Raw genomic sequence first — 14,863 nt, forward strand, 5'->3', positions numbered from 1 at the left:
CCGCCGTGGCGCCGCCGGTGGCGCGTCGGCCCCAACCGCTGTCGTCCGGAACGCCCGCCTCGGTGCGCGTCGACGCCGGTGGCGCGCTCTCGCACCCGCGGAGACCTTCGTGCGCGATGCCGCCCAGGGCGACGACCGCGGTGACAAGGACGGGGAGGGGGTTCATGCGGCCGCCGGTGACGCCTGTGACGGGGCGTTGGACGTATTCGACGATGTCGATGAGGTCTTCGAGGTCGCGTGGTGGGCGGACGAGCCGGTCCCGCGCCTGCGCCCATGGATACTGATCACCATGCGCGTTGACTTCGACCCCGCCGAAATGCCCCGCAACGACTTCTACCGGCTGCTGACCGCCACGGTCGTCCCCCGCCCCATCGCCTGGGTGTCGACGGTCACCGAGGACGGCACGCCGAACCTGGCACCGCACTCGTTCTTCACCATCGCCGCCGTCGCCCCGCCGGTCGTGCAGTTCACCTCTGTGGGGCGCAAGGATTCGCTCCGTAATGTCGAGGCCACCGGCGAGTTCGTGGTCAACTTCGCTCCTGAGGGGCTCTTTTCGCAGGTCAACGACACCGCGACGGACTTCCCGCGTGGCGTCAGCGAGTTCGAGGCCGCCGGCGTCGCCGCCGAGCCGGGGCTGCGGGTCAAGCCGCCGCGGGTCGCCGATTCGCCGGTGGCGCTCGAATGCGTGCTGCACAGCACGTTGCGGATCGGGGACTCCACCGTCGTGTTCGGGCGCGTGGTGCACGCCGCGGTCTCCGAGGAGGTCCTGGCCGACGGGCACCCGGAGATCGCCCGGCTGCGGCCGCTGAGCCGCCTGGGCAAGGACGAGTGGGGCACCCTCGGCGAGATCCACGAGCGCTCCCGCATCCGCCACACGGACTGGCAGGGCCCGGCCGGCACCAGCGCCTGACCAGCACGGACGGGCCGGCCCGCCGGTCCCGTCCGGCCGTCCCCCGTCACCAGACAGCGGACGCCTGTCCGGGACACCGGGCACCGAATGCCATGCCCGCACCCGAGACCGGACGCGGGCACCGGCCCCCGGGCGAGGACCACCCGGGGGCGTCCGCACCCGCCCCGGGCGCCCCTGCAACGCCCCGCACCCGCCCCCGGACGCACCCGCCCCGCCGCCCGCGCCCGTCCGACGTCCCTACGGTGCCCCGTCCCCGACGGCCGACCGGCCGCCCCGGACCTGGAGCCCCCCGAGCAGGTCCCGGGTGGCGGCCGTCACGGCGTCCACCGCCTCGTCGAACACCTCGCGGTTGTGGGCGGCGGGGGCGCGGAACCCGGAGACCTTACGGACGTACTGCAGGGCCGCCGCCCTGATGTCGTCCTCGGTGACCTCGGGCGTCATGGGCGGGCGGAGCGTCTTGATGCTTCGGCACATGCATCCAGTCTCCCTCCGCCCGGCCCCGCCCGGCAGGCGGACGGGCGAGCGCGCCGCCGCGGCCGGACCGTACCGGCGGCGGCCGCGCGGTCAGCCGAGTCCGGTGACCCGCATCGTGATGTTGAGCCGTCCGCCGCGCAGTCCGCACGCGGGATCGCCGGTTCCCGGATACACCTTCGGGACCCCGTGGTAGGCGAACCGGGACGGGCCGCCGAACACGAAGAGATCCCCGGAACGCAGCTCCACATCGGTGTACGGTCTGCCGCGGTTCTCGGTGTTGCCGAACCGGAAGACGCAGGTGTCGCCGATGCTCAGCGACACGACCGGCGCGCCGGACCGTTCCTCCTTGTCCTGGTGCATCCCGAGCCGCGCCGCCTCGTCGTAGAAGTTGATCAGCGCCGTGTCCGGGGTGTAGGCGCCGCCCGCCGCCGTGTCCCCGTACGCCTCGGTGACCGCCCGCCGCCCCAGCGCCACCATCCAGTCGGGGAAGGGCGCCACCCGCGCGCCGTTCACGTCGTCGGCGGTGCGGGTGTACGCGTACGGCTGCCAGTGCCAGCCGACGCAGACCGTCCGCACCGACATCACACCGCCCCGGGGGAGCTTGGTGTGCCGGATCGGCACCGGGCCGCGCGCCCACTCCCGGCAGGCCGTGACCAGCTCCCGCTGCGCCGCCGGATCCAGCCAGTCCGGTACGTGCACCGCGCCGGGCGCGAGCTGCCGTCGGGTACGCGGCGCACCGTCCACCGGGCCGCCGAGCCCCTCGAACCCGGGCAGAGGAGTCGCCATCGGTATCCCTTCACTCCGGGCGGGCCCCGGCCCGCCCCTTCCAGGCTGCCACCCCGCCCGGCTCCGCCCGGGAACGCGTGGTCGTCGCGGCGCCCCGCCACCGGGCCCCGGCCCGCCCGGTGCCCGCCTCTGCCTGGGAGGTCATCCCCCGGGGCTGCGCCGCACCCCGGCCGGGAACCGGCGGAAATCCGCCGTGGTCTCCGCCGCCCGACGGCCCGTCACCCCGTCGCGCCGCGGCCACCGCCCGGCCCTGGACACCGCCCGCCCGTGCGCCGTATCGTCCCCCGGACGTACGCGTGGTGGCCACCGCGGATGACGTACCCGGTCTACGCGACGGAGCCGGTTCGCGAGTGGACACTCCGGGCGGCGGACCGGCTCCGGGCCCGGCCTCGCGCCCTGCGTGGACCTGCGGTTTCGCGGGCGCCGCCGCTGCGCGAAGGCGCCGGGCGGCCGAGGGGTCCATACTGCCGTCCAGGGACGGCGCGGCCGACGGGCGACCGGACGCGCCGCGCCGTCGTTAGTGAGGCGTTAGCGCCCCGTTAGCCGCCTGGCAGCGCCCCGGGGCAGGCTGGCCGGGCAGCCGATTCGACCGTGGGTACCCACGCAAGGCGGGTACCCACCCACCACCCGAGGGGGAGCCGCATGTCGCTCACCAGCAAGGCTCTCGGCCGCGGCCGCCGTCTGGCAGCCGGGTCCCTGATCGCCGTCGCCGCGCTCGCACTGACCGCCTGCCAGGACAGCTCCGGCTCCGGCTCGCACGCCGCTCCGGCCTCGTCGCCCGCCGGGCAGAGCACGGACCGTCCGTCCGGCAGCCCCGCTCCGCCCTCCGGCGACGGGCCGGACACCGGAGCGAAGGAATCCGCCGCGCCCACCGGCGCTCCCGGCGCGGGGAAGACGGAGTCCGCGAGCCCCGGGCACGGCCCCGGGAAGGCCACCCCGGGCGCCAAGGGCGACTCCCCGTCCGCGCTCACCGCGTCGGATCGCTGCACCGCCGACCAGATGTCGCTGAGCCTGGGTGCCCCCGACGCCGGCGCCGGGAACTTCCGCTACCCGCTGACCTTCACCAACAAGGGCAAGAAGGCGTGCACCCTGCGCGGCTACCCCGGTGTCTCGCTGATCGCCCGCGACGGCTCCCGCATCGGTACGCCCGCCACCCGCGAGGGCGGCGCCGGCGGCACCGTCCGGCTCGCCCCCGGTGCGAGCGCCCACGCCCTGCTCCACACCGTCAACGACGGCGTCTCCGACACCCCGTGCTGGAAGCGCGGCGCCTACGTGTACGTCTACGCGCCGGGCTCGAAGGAGTCCATGACGACGAGCAGCGGCAACCTCCGGGTCTGCGGCGGCGAGTTCACCGTCACCGCGGTCGAGCCCGGCACCTTCGGCTGACCCGGTCCGCCGCGAGCCGACCCGTGCGTACGGCGCGGTCACCCCACCCGGTGGCCGCGCCGTACGCATGTGGTGGGGGAGGGGAGAGCACGCCGTCGGCCCGCGCTCATACCACCACGCCGACCGGGAATTCCCGGAATGCGCCGGACGCGTAATTTCCAGACCGTACGGTCTGGAAATTACGGCGCTCGGGAGGGTGAGGAGGTACTCGAATACGACCTTCCGGGTCTCCTTTCATGGTCATCGCCGAGGAAACCAGACCGCAGCGTACAATTCTCCGGGAATTCGCCCGAAATGGGCGTGGCACAATCCGGCCGTGACTACCGAACACGGCCTTCTCGCCGGAAAAGTCGTTCTGATCACGGGGGCCAGCAGCGGCATCGGGGCCGCCGCGGCGCGGGTGTTCGCCGCCGAACAGGCCACCCTCGTGCTCGCCGCCCGGCGCGCCGACCGGCTCACCGACATCGCCGCCGAGCTGCGGGAGAAGGGTACGCGGGTGGTGTACGCGCCGACGGACGTCACCCGCCCCGACGAGGTGCGCCGGGTCGTGGATCTCGCGCTCGACACCTTCGGCCGCCTGGATTCGGCGTTCAACAACGCCGGGATCGGCGGCGATCAGGACGCCATGCATCTCATGGACGACACGGTCTACGAACAGATCATGGAAACGAACGTCCGGGGCACCTGGAATTGCCTGCGGCATGAAATACGGGCGATGCTGGAGAATCCCAACGGCGGCTCCATCGTGAACAACAGCAGTGTCGGCGGTCTGCAGTCCATTCCGGCGGCCGCGCCGTACGTCGCGTCGAAACACGCCGTCGCCGGTCTGACCAAAGCCGCCGCGGCCGAATACGCGAACCGTTCCATCCGCGTCAACAGCGTCGCCCCGGGCACCACCCGCAGCGAGATCATCGCCGACTGGTTCTCCCGCAACCCGGAACTGGAACCCCGGCTGCACGCCGCCACCCCGCAGGCGCGCACCGCCCGCGCCGAGGAGATCGCCGAGGCCGCCGCCTGGTTGTGCAGCGACCGCTCGTCGTTCGTCACGGGAGTGGTGGTGCCGGTCGACGGCGGCTTCACGATGGTCTGACACCGGCGGCGCCGTCCGCCCGGGGGAGCGGCCCCGGGGCACGGCGCGCCGGGTACGGCCGGAGCGCGGGCCACCGGCGGCCGCCGGCCGCGGTGCCGTTACGCCAAGGCGCTGTGGAAGACCTGCCGATCGTGCTGGTAGCCGCGGACCACGGCCCGGAAGTCGTCCCCGCGGCCGGAGGTCTCCGCCTCGATCCAGCACGGTGCGTCGAACTCGACGTACTGGTCGAACGCCGTGCTGACCGTCCGCGGCACGAACGAGGCGGGCGCCGTCAACCGCACCGCCTGATGGGCGGCTTCGATGAGGACCAGCCCCGGGGCGTGGTCGACCGGGTGGTCGTACAGCAGCCGGTTGGAGAAGTCGCACCGCAACTGCCAGCGTCCGGGGCGCTCGGTCGGCGACAGGGCCACCTCCGCCGGGCGGCTGCGCCCCACCCGCTCGGGCGGCACCGGGGCGGGCAGCGGCGGCTGGTCCTCGACGGCCCTGCCGTGCGCACCGCGCAACCGGCTGTAGACGTCCGGGGCGATCCACTTGAAGTCCGTGGCGCCGGTGCCGATCCGGGTGCCCTCCGGGGTGGTCAGCTCCATCTCCAGACGCAGCGCCGTCAGGCAGCGCCCACGCCGCCCCCGCGCCGTGCCGGACGCCGTCAGGGCGAGATCGACCGGTACGCCCTCCGGAGGCTGGAACGCCGGGTCCAGGCAGAAGTCGAAGCTCCGCAGCAGCATCGCGTGATCCAGCGGCGCCCCGAACTCCCGGTGGGCGATCAGCAGTCCGGCCTGCCGGATGGTCTGCGCCACGACCAGCGATTCGTGCCGCACCTCGCCGCTCTCCCCGGCGCCGGTGAAGCCGGGCCAGCGTGCGGTGAGGGCGAAGTCCCACTCCCCGCGCCGCTCGCACCCCGTGAGGAAGACGGAGTCGTCGAAGCTGAGGTGGAGGAACTCCTTGCGCACCGCGGAGGTCGCCCGCTCCGGGGCGGCGGGCCGCCGTGCGCAGTGCGGCAGTTCAGGCCGGTCGGAGTGGCTCGGTATGAGCAGCATTGGGCACTCGACTCCCCTGGTGCGGCGGTCTGGTACTGAACCGGCGGTTCCGGCAAATGCTAAGATACGTACTGCCCGGTTTTCTTTGCAATGCGTCGCTGAAGATAATGACAATCCGGTGCCCGGGCCCACCGGAACCCGGCATGTACCGATGCCGAGGACACCGGCGGCGACAGATGAGTGAGGTCTCCTGATGGCGCGGCAGGCACGGGCACTCCAGACCCGTCGCACGATCCTGGAGGCGGCCGGCGAGGTCTTCGACGAGCGCGGCTACGACGCGGCGACCATCGCGGAAATCCTCTCCCGGGCAGGCGTGACCAAGGGCGCGCTGTACTTCCACTTCAGCTCGAAGGAAGACCTCGCCCGGGGCGTGCTCGACGAGGCGCTGACCACCGAGGGCGTGCAGCCGCAGGACTCCAAACTCCAGGAATGGGTCGACGTCGGCATGGTGCTGGCCCACCGGCTGCCCCTGGAACCGCTGCTGAGCGCCTGCATCACACTCTCCGCCGACCAGCACGCCCGCGCGCTGCTGGGCACCTCCTGGCCCGGCTGGATCGACTACCTCGCCGACATGCTGCGCCAGGCGAAGGCGCAGGGCGAACTGCTGCCGCACGCCGACCCGGACGAGATCGCCGAGCTGTTCGTCGGCGCCTGGACCGGTGTCGAGGTGGTGAACTCCGCCATCGCCGGCGGCCGCCTGGAAAAGAAGATCGCGGCGCTCTACGACCTCATGCTGCCGGGCATGGCCGTCCCCGGCGTACTCGGCCGCTTGGACACCGCCGCCGACCGCGGCGCCCGGATGTGGCGGGCCCACCAGCGGTCCGCGGACACCCCCGGCGGCGACGACTGAACGGACCCGCCGCGGTGGGCGTTTCACCCACCCGGTGACCGGACCGCCATCACTGTCCGCTGCCGCACCCGTCCTGTCGTACGCGTACCGGACGGCTCCGGGGTCTGCGGTGCGCCGGGGCCCGCCAGCATCGGAAGGAGCGTGCGCCACAGGCCCGTCACCGCGGCCGGGGTGAGCCAGCCGGCGTCCTCGCGCGCGAGCACCTCGAACCCGGTCGTCGCCCCCACGAGCGCCGCCGCCGAATCCTCGGCCGCCAGGCCCGGAACAAGGAGTTCCTGCTCCTCGGCCCGATCGAGGAGTTCGCATACGCACACATGCCAGTGGGTGCGCAGATCGGGTCCTGAGCGGTACGCGGCCTGGCAGTTGAGGCGGTATCCGGCGCGTGCGACGACGTCGGTGGCAAGCTGCCGTGCCAGGACGTGCGTGGTGTCGATCAGGGCCTGGAGCGGGTCCGGGGTGAGGTGCCGCACGGTGCGGGCGGACTCGTGCAGCGTGCGCGCCGCCTCGTCCTCGACGGCCGCGGCGACCGCCGCCTTGGTGTCGAAGTGGAAGTGCAGGGCGCCGGTGCTCACCCCGGCGCCCGCGCTGATCGCGCTGAGCTTCGCCCGCGGATATCCGTGCTCGTCGAAGGTCTGGGCGGCGGACCGGATCAACGCCCGCCGGGTCTGCGCGGACCGTGGCTGCCGGCTCATCGGCCACAACCTCCCAGGGCTCGGGCGCACCGGGCCGGGCCGGGCGCCGCGCCCGGGGAGCGCCGTGCGGGAGTGGGGGGAAGAGGGGGGTGAAGGTGGATCATGACCCCATAAAACCAACTGACTGGTTTGATTTCCACCGCTCGGAAGAGTGGCATCAGGGCCGGAAACCGTCCAGGGAAAGGGAGTTGGGCCGGGCGGTGCGCCCGCGGCCCACCGCGATTCCGCCGCGTCCCGGCGGGCCCGCGGCGTCGTCCCGGGCGGGCCGTACGGCGGCCGCGGCCAGGGCGGAGGTGCGGCAACGCGTGGGGCCCGGCCGGAGTCTCCTCCCGGCCGGGCCCCACGCGTTGCCGTACCTGTCGGTTTCAGCCGTTCACCTGGGCGGAGAACGGGCACACCCAGTCCGCCGGCTTCGGGCGGCCCGAGTACCGCCGGGCCTCCGACAGCTTCTCGTACTCCAGCAGGTTCGGGTTGATGTCGCCCTGAAGGTCGATGTCCTGCTTGCGGATCTTCTCCTGGAGCCGGTCCCAGAGCCCGGCGGCCTTTATCCGGTCGAACTGCGCGTGGGAGTTGAAGGCCAGCATCGGGAACGGAGGCCGGCGGCCGACGCGTACATGCGTCTCGTGCAGCCCGATCACGAAGAACGGGTGCCCGGCGACGCTGAAGGCGAAGCCGCCCGACTGCGGATCGTGGTCGTACCCCTCGGCCCAGCCGTGTGTACGGCTGTCGTGGTCGTGGACGCCTTGGAGCTGCTGCCACATCAGCCGCTCGAACTCGGTCTCCGGCACCTCCAGCGGCCCGGAGAACGTCGCGACGAAGCTGGTGAAGGGCTTGGCCGTCCAGTCCACGGCCGCCACGTACGCCTCAAGGTCCTCCGCCAGTTGCCGCGCCGCCCCGTCGTCACCGAGCCAGGTGTAATGACGATGGGTGATCCCGCCCTGCCGCCAGGCCGAACGACCGGCCAGGCAGGCGAACGAGTCACCGAGCAGGAACTGCCCGACCACTTCGGTGGCGGAAGGGGCGTCAGCCAGCATGTTCACGACCTTCGATGAGAGGTGCCCCGTGGCGGGGATGACCGTGGCAGTCAAGAACGATCACGGCCCTTACGTCAAGAAAGCGCCGGAAGCGCCTGGTCAGCCATCGTGCACGACGGTGCCCGGGCCCCGCAGCCCGTTCCCATCACGCCCAGCCCCTACTTCTCGGGCGCCGCGCTGCTGCGGGCCCGCCCGGGCGAGCGGAACGCCGCGCCCGGGCCCCGCACACCACGGCCCCGGACGGCGGAGGCCGGCCGGGGCCGTGACGGGAGGGGGCCCGCTACCTGAGGGCGCCCTCCTCGGTGGTCTGCCAGTAGGTGACCCGGGTGCTCGGGTTGATCTGCAGACCGGCCGGGCCGGGGGAGGAGACCGCGGTGTGGCCGTCCGTGCCGGAGTTGGCCTTGGTGGCGAGCGTGACGTTCACCGTCCTGGTGCGGTGGTTCTGCGTCGACTCCCGCTGCGCCAGCGTGATCGCGGCGTAGGCGGTCCTGCCGGGCGCCAGCACCACCACGGCCTGCGGTTGGCTGTCCTCGTCGACCGCGAGGTTGTGACCGGCCACGGGGTCCGAGACGAACGGCGCGTTGTAGAGCGAGCACGGAGCGGAACCGTTGTTGGTGGCCGTCAGCAGCACCGCCGACGGCATTCCGCCGGCCTCCTTCATGGCGATCTTCGTCGTGCCCAGCACGCAGTCGTCATCGCCGGCGGCACCGCCCGGCTGCCGGCTCCGGGCCGGGGCGGCGGACGACGGGGCCTGCCCCTTCTCGGCTTTCTGTCCGGGCTGGGCGGGGGAGCTGTCGACGGGCTCATCGGTGGCGGCATCGGCCTGCGCGGAGGAGGCGGCGCCCGACGGATCGGCCTTCGTCCCGTCCGCACCTCCGTCACAGGCGGTCAAGGAGAGGGACAGCACCGCGACGGACGCGAGTCCGAGGGCGGCGCGGGCGCGAAGCGTGGAGCGCATGATGGGGGTACCTCATGAGGAAGGGTCCGCTGGATCTTGCCCCTTACGGAATGCGATCTGTTCCCGGCGTACCACTAACAGATGGTAAATAATTCCCCAACGGTTTCTTGTGGCGGACCATCCGGATCCCGTACTCCGAGGGCGCGGGGACTGCGCCCGGAGAGCGGCCGGACCGCCGCGCGGAGAGCCTCCGACCTGCCGGAATGCCCACGCACGCTGCGGAGTTGCTCCTTCCCCGGCCATGGCGGGCCCCCTTCGGAGCAGTGCGGATTCCGCCGTCCCGCAGGAATTTCCGTGAACTTCCGGGGCGCGCGCCCGCCTACTGTCCGTGAAGGGCGAGGTGCCCTGACGCGCGGGTTGTCCGTCCGTCCGGCGGCCGGTACACCCGGAGGGCGTGGTGTGTACGGACGGTGAGACCCCTCGTCAGGGCAGCAGGCGCAGCCGCCGGGGCGGCGGGGTCCCGTCCTCGGGCCGCTCGTGTGCCGGAGGCTCGGGTGCGCGCCGCTCCCCGGCGCCGGAATCGGTTTCGGGGGCCACCGGATGTCCTTGCAGAGCCGCCATCGCGGCTTCCAGGGTTTCCTTCGTCACCTGCATCCGGATCCGGGCCAGCCGTTCCAATTCGCTACTCGACACGGTGTCAGAGTAGTGGTCCCACCGGCACCTGTCCGTCATCGGGCCCTTCCCGAGCGCCCGGGCTGCCACCGGACCAACTTCTCCCCTTCACCGCACTGTTGACGTCCCATCGGCTGCCGCCTGCCGGACGGAGCCGGCAACGGGGTGCGCCCCGAGGAGACACAGCCGGTACGGGTGCCCTCCCCGCACGGCCGCGACCGGGCTCCGCCCGTGGCAGCATCGGCGTATGCAGTACCGCTATGCCACCGAGACCGACGCGCCCGCCATGGCCGCGCTCTTCGCCGCCAACCACCACGACGCCCTCACCCCGGAGCAACGCGCCGATCAGGGATTCGTCCAAGGAAGCCTGAACGAGGGCGGGTTGCGGGCCATGGCCGCGCACGGGGGACTCCTCCTCGCCGACGACGGCGGACACGTCGCCGGACTTCTCGCGCTCTCCGCCCCCGACAGCCTGCCCGCCCCGCCGCCCCCGGTCCGGGCGCTGCTCGCCGCCCAGGACACCCTCCGCTGGCAGGGCCGCCCGCTGAGCGCGGTCCGCTGGCTGCTGTACGGACCCCTGGTCGTCGACGCGGTGTACCGGGGGCAGGGCATCGCCCGGCGCCTGTTCACCATGGCGCGTACCGCCGCCGAGGGCCGCGCGGACGCCCTCGTCGCCTTCATCGAAGCCGCCAACCGCCCGTCCTGGCGCGTCCACGTCGACGGATTCGGAATGACGCCCCTGGGCGACGTCGCCGTGGGCCCACGCGTCTACCACGTGGTCGCGGCGGCACCGGGGACGGCGGAATCCGGCTGACGGCTGACGGAGGACGACGAACGGCTGACGGAGGGCGGTGGACGACGAACGGCTGACGGAGGGCGCGCCGGGTACCGCCGGACGCCACCACGCGGAAAGGCCCGGCCCGGGGGGCGACCCCCGGACCGGGCCCCGGAAAACGGCCGGAACCCGGGCCTGGAAAAGTCCGGATACCGGCCGGTGGCCGGTGGCCTCAGAGCGCGGACAGCTCCGCGAGCAGATCGTCCAGGCCCAGCGAACCCTGCGACAGGGCGGCCATGTGCCACGCCTTGAGGTCGAAGGCGTCGCCGTGGCGGGCGCGGGCGGCCTCGCGGCCCTGGAGCCAGACGCGTTCGCCCAGCTTGTAGCCGATCGCCTGGCCGGGAATACCCTGGTAGCGGACGATCTCGCTCTCCACGAAATCGGCGGGCCGGCTGCAGTGCGCCGCCAGGAACGCGTGCGCCAACCGCGGCGTCCACCGCTCACCGGGGTGGAACGGCGAATCCGCCGGGATCTCCAGTTCCAGATGCATACCGATGTCGATGATCACGCGGACGGCCCGCATCATCTGCGCGTCGAGGTACCCCAGCCGCCGCTCCGGATCAGTGAGGAAACCCAGCTCGTCCATCAGCCGCTCCGCGTACAGGGCCCAGCCCTCCGCGTTGGCACTGACCATGCCGACGGTGGTCTGGTAACGGGAGAGCCGGTCCGCGACGTACACCCACTGCGCGAGCTGGAGATGATGGCCCGGCACACCCTCGTGGTACCAGGTGGTGACCATGTCGTACACCGGGAAGCGCGTCTCGCCCATCGTCGGCAGCCAGGTCCGGCCCGGACGGCTGAAGTCCAGCGACGGCTGGGTGTAGTACGGCGCCGCGGCGCTGCCCGGCGGCGCGATCCGCGACTCGACCCGCCGCACCGGCTCCGACAGCGCGAAATGCGTACCGTCCAGCTCCGCGACGGTGTCGTCCATCAGCTCCTGGAGCCAGCGCCGGGTCTCCTCGACACCCTCGATGTGCGTGCCGTTCCCGTCCAGCCAGGCCAGCGCCTCCCACGGGGTGGCCGCACCGGGCAGCACCTTCTCCGCCTCGGTGCGCATCTCCGCCAGCAGCCGGTGGAACTCCGCCCAGCCGTACGCGTACGCCTCGTCGAGATCGAGATCCATACCGGTGTAGTACCGGGCCAACCGGGCGTAACGCTCACGGCCCGCCACATCCGGAGCGCCGGCGACGGCCGGGGCGTAGTGCGTGTGCAGCCACTGGCGCAGCTCCGCCAGCGCCCCCGTCGCCACGGCCGCCGCCTCCTCCAGCTCGGTCCGCAGCGCCCGCGGCCCCGGCGCGACGAACTCCGCGAACCAGCTCCGCCCGCCCCCGCCGATCCACTCGTCCAACTGCCCCACGACCGTGGCGACCTGGAGCGGGCCGCCGGGCAGCTCACGGCGCAGCCCCGCGTCGAGGGCGGCGCGGTACCCCTCCAGGGCGTCCGGCACGGCACGCAGCCGCTGTGCGATGGCCGCCCAGTCCTCCTCGGTCTCGGCGGGCGTGAGGGTGAAGACCTCACGGACGCTGTGCAGCGGCGAGCCCAGATTGCTCACCGCCCGCAGGCCCTCGCCCGCCTCGTGCACCGCCAGCTCCGCCTCCAGCCGCTCCCGCAGCAGCCGCGCACACCGCTGCTCGACCGCGTTCGCCGCCCCCGGCAACGCCTCGGCGACCGCCAGCCGCTCCAGCGTCGTGCGGGCGAGCTGCGCCAGCGCCTCCTGCCCGGTGGGTGACAGGTCGGGCAGCCGCCCGGAGGAGGCGGCGTCGCCGAGATAGGTACCGGTGACCGGGTCCAGCGCGATGAGGGCGTCGACGTAGGCGTCGGCGACCTGGCGGGGCAGCGACTCGTCGGGTGTGTGGGTGTACGACATGCCGCCATCCTCGTACGCCCCGACCGCCCACGTCACGGATTTTCGGCCGGGGCGAACAGACGTCACACCGGCGGACGGAGCGCCGTGACCACCACGGAAGCCCTGTCGCCCGCGAGTACACCGGGGAGGCACCGGGCGCGGCGGGGCGCGATACCGGGTCGCCCGGGGACGGGACGGCGCGCCGCCCAAACGGGGACATTCCTTGTGGAGGAACCCGGAGGAAGGGAAAGCGGAGGGGAAAGGGGCCTCGTTCCGTGGTGTGCGGTACAGCGGAATTTCCTTCTCCGGCCGACGTATTCCCATCGTCGTTTCCCGCCCACCCACGCATTTCGGCTTCCGCATTCCGATCGGCCGGAATGCGCGGGCCCCGCACGGCATGACGGCGCGGCCCCGGGTCGTACCCGCCCCCGCAGGCCGGGGCGGCAGAGGCGGAAGGGGCGCCCGCCGTCCGGTGGCCGGTTCCTGGGCCGTCCGCGGGTCAACTCGGCCCGGAATCCGGTACGGTGCCTCCGACAAGGCCGGTCGGTGGCACTGCACGGGGGTACGGATGGAAGCCGACACACACTGGATGCGCCAATGCGCCGAGGACATCGACGCCACGGGAAGCGCGGTAGGAAAACTCCTCGGAAACGCCGACGGCGCCGTGAACGCCCTCAAGAGCGCGGCGCCGGGATGGACGTTCACCGGCAGCGTCGACGAACTGTCGGAACGCTGGGAGAAGCTCAACGAACTCGTCCGCGAAGAGCTGTCCGACGCGGCGGAGAACATCCGCTTCAACGCCAGCGATATCGACGGCAACGAGAATTTCATCACCGAGACCCTGCACAACATCTTCGGATAGGCGGCCGGCCGATGGTGGACATGACCGGGTTGATCAACCTGGATCTCGGAAAGATGCGGAGCGCCGCTTCCGACTGGGGCTGGATCGCCTCCCGCCTGCGGCAGGCCGGCGAAGGGTACACCGACGCCGTCACCGCGCCGCTGAAAGCGGGGACGCACTGGAGCGGCGAGGACGCCACCGAGGCGACCCGCACCTGCGGGGGCATCGGCCTCGACATCGACGCGGTCGCCAAGGAGGCCCAGGGCGTCAAGGACTTCCTCGACGACATCGTCGACGGCACCGGCGACGGCTTCCGTAGTCTCGCCGAGCTGCAGCGCCAGGCCGCCGAGCTGCAACAACAGGCGATCGGCGAGGGATTCAGCGTCAACGGCGACGGCGAGGTCGCCTGGGTGGTGATGCGGGCGCCGGGCCCGCTCTCCCCCGAGGAGCAGCGCACCGAGCAGGAACGCAACGGCCGGGCACAGCAACTCGGCAACCAGCTCAAGGACGTGCTCCGCCTCGCGACGGAGGTCGACGGGAGCCTGGAGCGCGGCCTGAAAGTGCTCTTCGGCACGGAGGACACCTTCCGTACCGAGAACCGCGACCGCGTCGACCGCGACGACGCCGACATGAGCGACAGTTGGAACGAGGCCCAGCTCGGCCTCGTCCGCGGCTACCTCTACACCCAGGGCTGGGGCGACGCCGGTGACCTCCTCGGCCACTTCCTCGAAGGCTCCGGAGAGCCGGTCGAGGTCGACGCGGACCGCATGCTCTCCGACATGCCGGCCTTCCGCCACGACGTGGACACCACCCTCGCCGAGGTGAAGAAACAGCCCGACGGCACCTTCACCAGCTCCTGGCAGAGCAGCGCCCCCGACATCACCCAGGGCGACAAGAGTCTGAACTGGTACTACGCCCTCAACCACTTCCAGTACCGACTCGTCGGCCACAAGGAGGGCGATCACGTCACGTACCAGGTCGAGGTGGAGAAGCGGTACGACTGGGGCATCCCCAGCGAGCACCGGCGCGACCTCGACAAGGGGCCGCTCCACTTCGAGCAGGCGGATCTCGCCCGGTTGAACATGGTCGGGATGGCCAAGGACTTCGACGTCAAGGGGCGCAGCACGACGCAGACCGCCGGCTAGAGCCGGCCGCGCGCCGCGACCGGACGCGGCGCGCGGGCGACCCGGCGGTCCGCGTACGGCGGCCCGGATCAGGAATCGATGTGGCGCAACGGAAAACGGTCCTCTCGTGCGCGGTGCTCGCCGCCCTCGGGCTGCTGGCGGCCGGCCTGTTCAGTTGGTGGATGATCAGCGCCCTGCGCTCTCCCGTGGAGGGCTGGCAGGACGGCCCGCCGCCCGCCCGGCCGAGCGCACCGGTCTCGTTCAGCGTCAGCCCGGACCCGCGGGGACGGTAGCGGTGCGCCGGGCCCGCGACCGGGCACACCGGCCCCCTGCCTGTACATGTCGCCGCGTGGCCGGGCGGCCCGGGACCGGCGCACCGCGGTGCCGG

General features: G+C 72.6%; 16 protein-coding genes. 8 read left to right on the forward strand and 8 right to left on the reverse strand.

Annotation, left to right across the window (positions count from 1 at the left end; genetic code table 11):
- Positions 1-289 precede the first annotated feature (289 nt).
- Complete coding sequence (locus ACGH2B_RS29430) at positions 290-910, forward strand: flavin reductase family protein (RefSeq protein ID WP_399097403.1); 621 nt, start codon at positions 290-292, stop codon at positions 908-910.
- Positions 911-1,147: 237 nt separating this feature from the next.
- On the opposite strand, the gene ACGH2B_RS29435 is transcribed toward ACGH2B_RS29430, so the two are convergent.
- Both ACGH2B_RS29435 and ACGH2B_RS29440 read right to left on the reverse strand, forming a co-directional pair.
- Positions 1,148-1,384: a DUF2277 domain-containing protein gene (locus tag ACGH2B_RS29435; RefSeq protein WP_399096525.1), complete on the reverse strand. Its 237-nt coding sequence runs from the start codon at positions 1,382-1,384 to the stop codon at positions 1,148-1,150.
- Between the two features lie 90 nt (positions 1,385-1,474).
- Positions 1,475-2,170 (reverse strand): alpha-ketoglutarate-dependent dioxygenase AlkB family protein, encoded by a 696-nt coding sequence (locus ACGH2B_RS29440; protein WP_399096528.1) that lies wholly within the window; start codon positions 2,168-2,170, stop codon positions 1,475-1,477.
- 642 nt (positions 2,171-2,812) lie between these two features.
- Here ACGH2B_RS29440 and ACGH2B_RS29445 point away from each other — a divergent pair.
- On the forward strand, positions 2,813-3,556 hold the full coding sequence (locus tag ACGH2B_RS29445) for a DUF4232 domain-containing protein (RefSeq protein WP_399096531.1): 744 nt from the start codon (positions 2,813-2,815) through the stop codon (positions 3,554-3,556).
- Between the two features lie 316 nt (positions 3,557-3,872).
- Positions 3,873-4,646 (forward strand): SDR family NAD(P)-dependent oxidoreductase, encoded by a 774-nt coding sequence (locus ACGH2B_RS29450; protein WP_399096534.1) that lies wholly within the window; start codon positions 3,873-3,875, stop codon positions 4,644-4,646.
- Positions 4,647-4,744: 98 nt separating this feature from the next.
- On the opposite strand, the gene ACGH2B_RS29455 is transcribed toward ACGH2B_RS29450, so the two are convergent.
- Positions 4,745-5,683, reverse strand: a complete 939-nt coding sequence (locus tag ACGH2B_RS29455; RefSeq protein ID WP_399096537.1) for a ScbA/BarX family gamma-butyrolactone biosynthesis protein — start codon at positions 5,681-5,683, stop codon at positions 4,745-4,747.
- A gap of 193 nt (positions 5,684-5,876) precedes the next feature.
- Between ACGH2B_RS29455 and ACGH2B_RS29460 the strand changes: the two genes are divergently transcribed.
- Positions 5,877-6,533: a ScbR family autoregulator-binding transcription factor gene (locus ACGH2B_RS29460; RefSeq protein WP_399096540.1), complete on the forward strand. Its 657-nt coding sequence runs from the start codon at positions 5,877-5,879 to the stop codon at positions 6,531-6,533.
- Between the two features lie 23 nt (positions 6,534-6,556).
- Here the strand turns inward: ACGH2B_RS29460 and ACGH2B_RS29465 are convergent, their stop codons facing one another.
- The 4 genes from ACGH2B_RS29465 to ACGH2B_RS29480 all read right to left on the reverse strand — a co-directional run bounded on the left by ACGH2B_RS29465 (position 6,557) and on the right by ACGH2B_RS29480 (position 9,850).
- Positions 6,557-7,225, reverse strand: a complete 669-nt coding sequence (locus ACGH2B_RS29465) for a ScbR family autoregulator-binding transcription factor (RefSeq protein WP_399096543.1) — start codon at positions 7,223-7,225, stop codon at positions 6,557-6,559.
- A gap of 365 nt (positions 7,226-7,590) precedes the next feature.
- Positions 7,591-8,259, reverse strand: a complete 669-nt coding sequence (gene gntA, locus ACGH2B_RS29470) for a guanitoxin biosynthesis heme-dependent pre-guanitoxin N-hydroxylase GntA (protein WP_399096546.1) — start codon at positions 8,257-8,259, stop codon at positions 7,591-7,593.
- Between the two features lie 280 nt (positions 8,260-8,539).
- Positions 8,540-9,217 (reverse strand): DUF4232 domain-containing protein, encoded by a 678-nt coding sequence (locus tag ACGH2B_RS29475; protein ID WP_399096549.1) that lies wholly within the window; start codon positions 9,215-9,217, stop codon positions 8,540-8,542.
- A gap of 423 nt (positions 9,218-9,640) precedes the next feature.
- Complete coding sequence (locus tag ACGH2B_RS29480; protein ID WP_399096552.1) at positions 9,641-9,850, reverse strand: hypothetical protein; 210 nt, start codon at positions 9,848-9,850, stop codon at positions 9,641-9,643.
- A 226-nt stretch (positions 9,851-10,076) separates the two neighbouring features.
- On the opposite strand from ACGH2B_RS29480, the gene ACGH2B_RS29485 reads away from it, so the two are divergent.
- Complete coding sequence (locus ACGH2B_RS29485; RefSeq protein ID WP_399096555.1) at positions 10,077-10,643, forward strand: GNAT family N-acetyltransferase; 567 nt, start codon at positions 10,077-10,079, stop codon at positions 10,641-10,643.
- Positions 10,644-10,836: 193 nt separating this feature from the next.
- On the opposite strand, the gene ACGH2B_RS29490 is transcribed toward ACGH2B_RS29485, so the two are convergent.
- Entirely contained in the window at positions 10,837-12,531 is a 1,695-nt protein-coding gene (locus ACGH2B_RS29490) for a DUF885 domain-containing protein (RefSeq protein ID WP_399096559.1), read from the reverse strand.
- 547 nt (positions 12,532-13,078) lie between these two features.
- Between ACGH2B_RS29490 and ACGH2B_RS29495 the strand changes: the two genes are divergently transcribed.
- The 3 genes from ACGH2B_RS29495 to ACGH2B_RS29505 all read left to right on the forward strand — a co-directional run bounded on the left by ACGH2B_RS29495 (position 13,079) and on the right by ACGH2B_RS29505 (position 14,768).
- The gene (locus ACGH2B_RS29495) at positions 13,079-13,372 is read left to right on the forward strand and encodes a hypothetical protein (RefSeq protein WP_399096562.1); all 294 of its coding nucleotides are present in this window, start codon (positions 13,079-13,081) and stop codon (positions 13,370-13,372) included.
- Positions 13,373-13,383: 11 nt separating this feature from the next.
- Positions 13,384-14,496 carry a hypothetical protein gene (locus ACGH2B_RS29500; protein ID WP_399096565.1) on the forward strand — a complete coding sequence of 371 codons (1,113 nt, stop codon included), beginning with the start codon at positions 13,384-13,386 and terminating at the stop codon, positions 14,494-14,496.
- A gap of 80 nt (positions 14,497-14,576) precedes the next feature.
- Positions 14,577-14,768, forward strand: coding sequence for a hypothetical protein (locus ACGH2B_RS29505; RefSeq protein WP_399096567.1), 192 nt, complete (start codon positions 14,577-14,579; stop codon positions 14,766-14,768).
- The last annotated feature ends 95 nt before the right edge of the window (positions 14,769-14,863 follow it).

Source organism: Streptomyces sp. BBFR2, assembly GCF_044497305.1.
Taxonomy (GTDB): domain Bacteria; phylum Actinomycetota; class Actinomycetes; order Streptomycetales; family Streptomycetaceae; genus Streptomyces.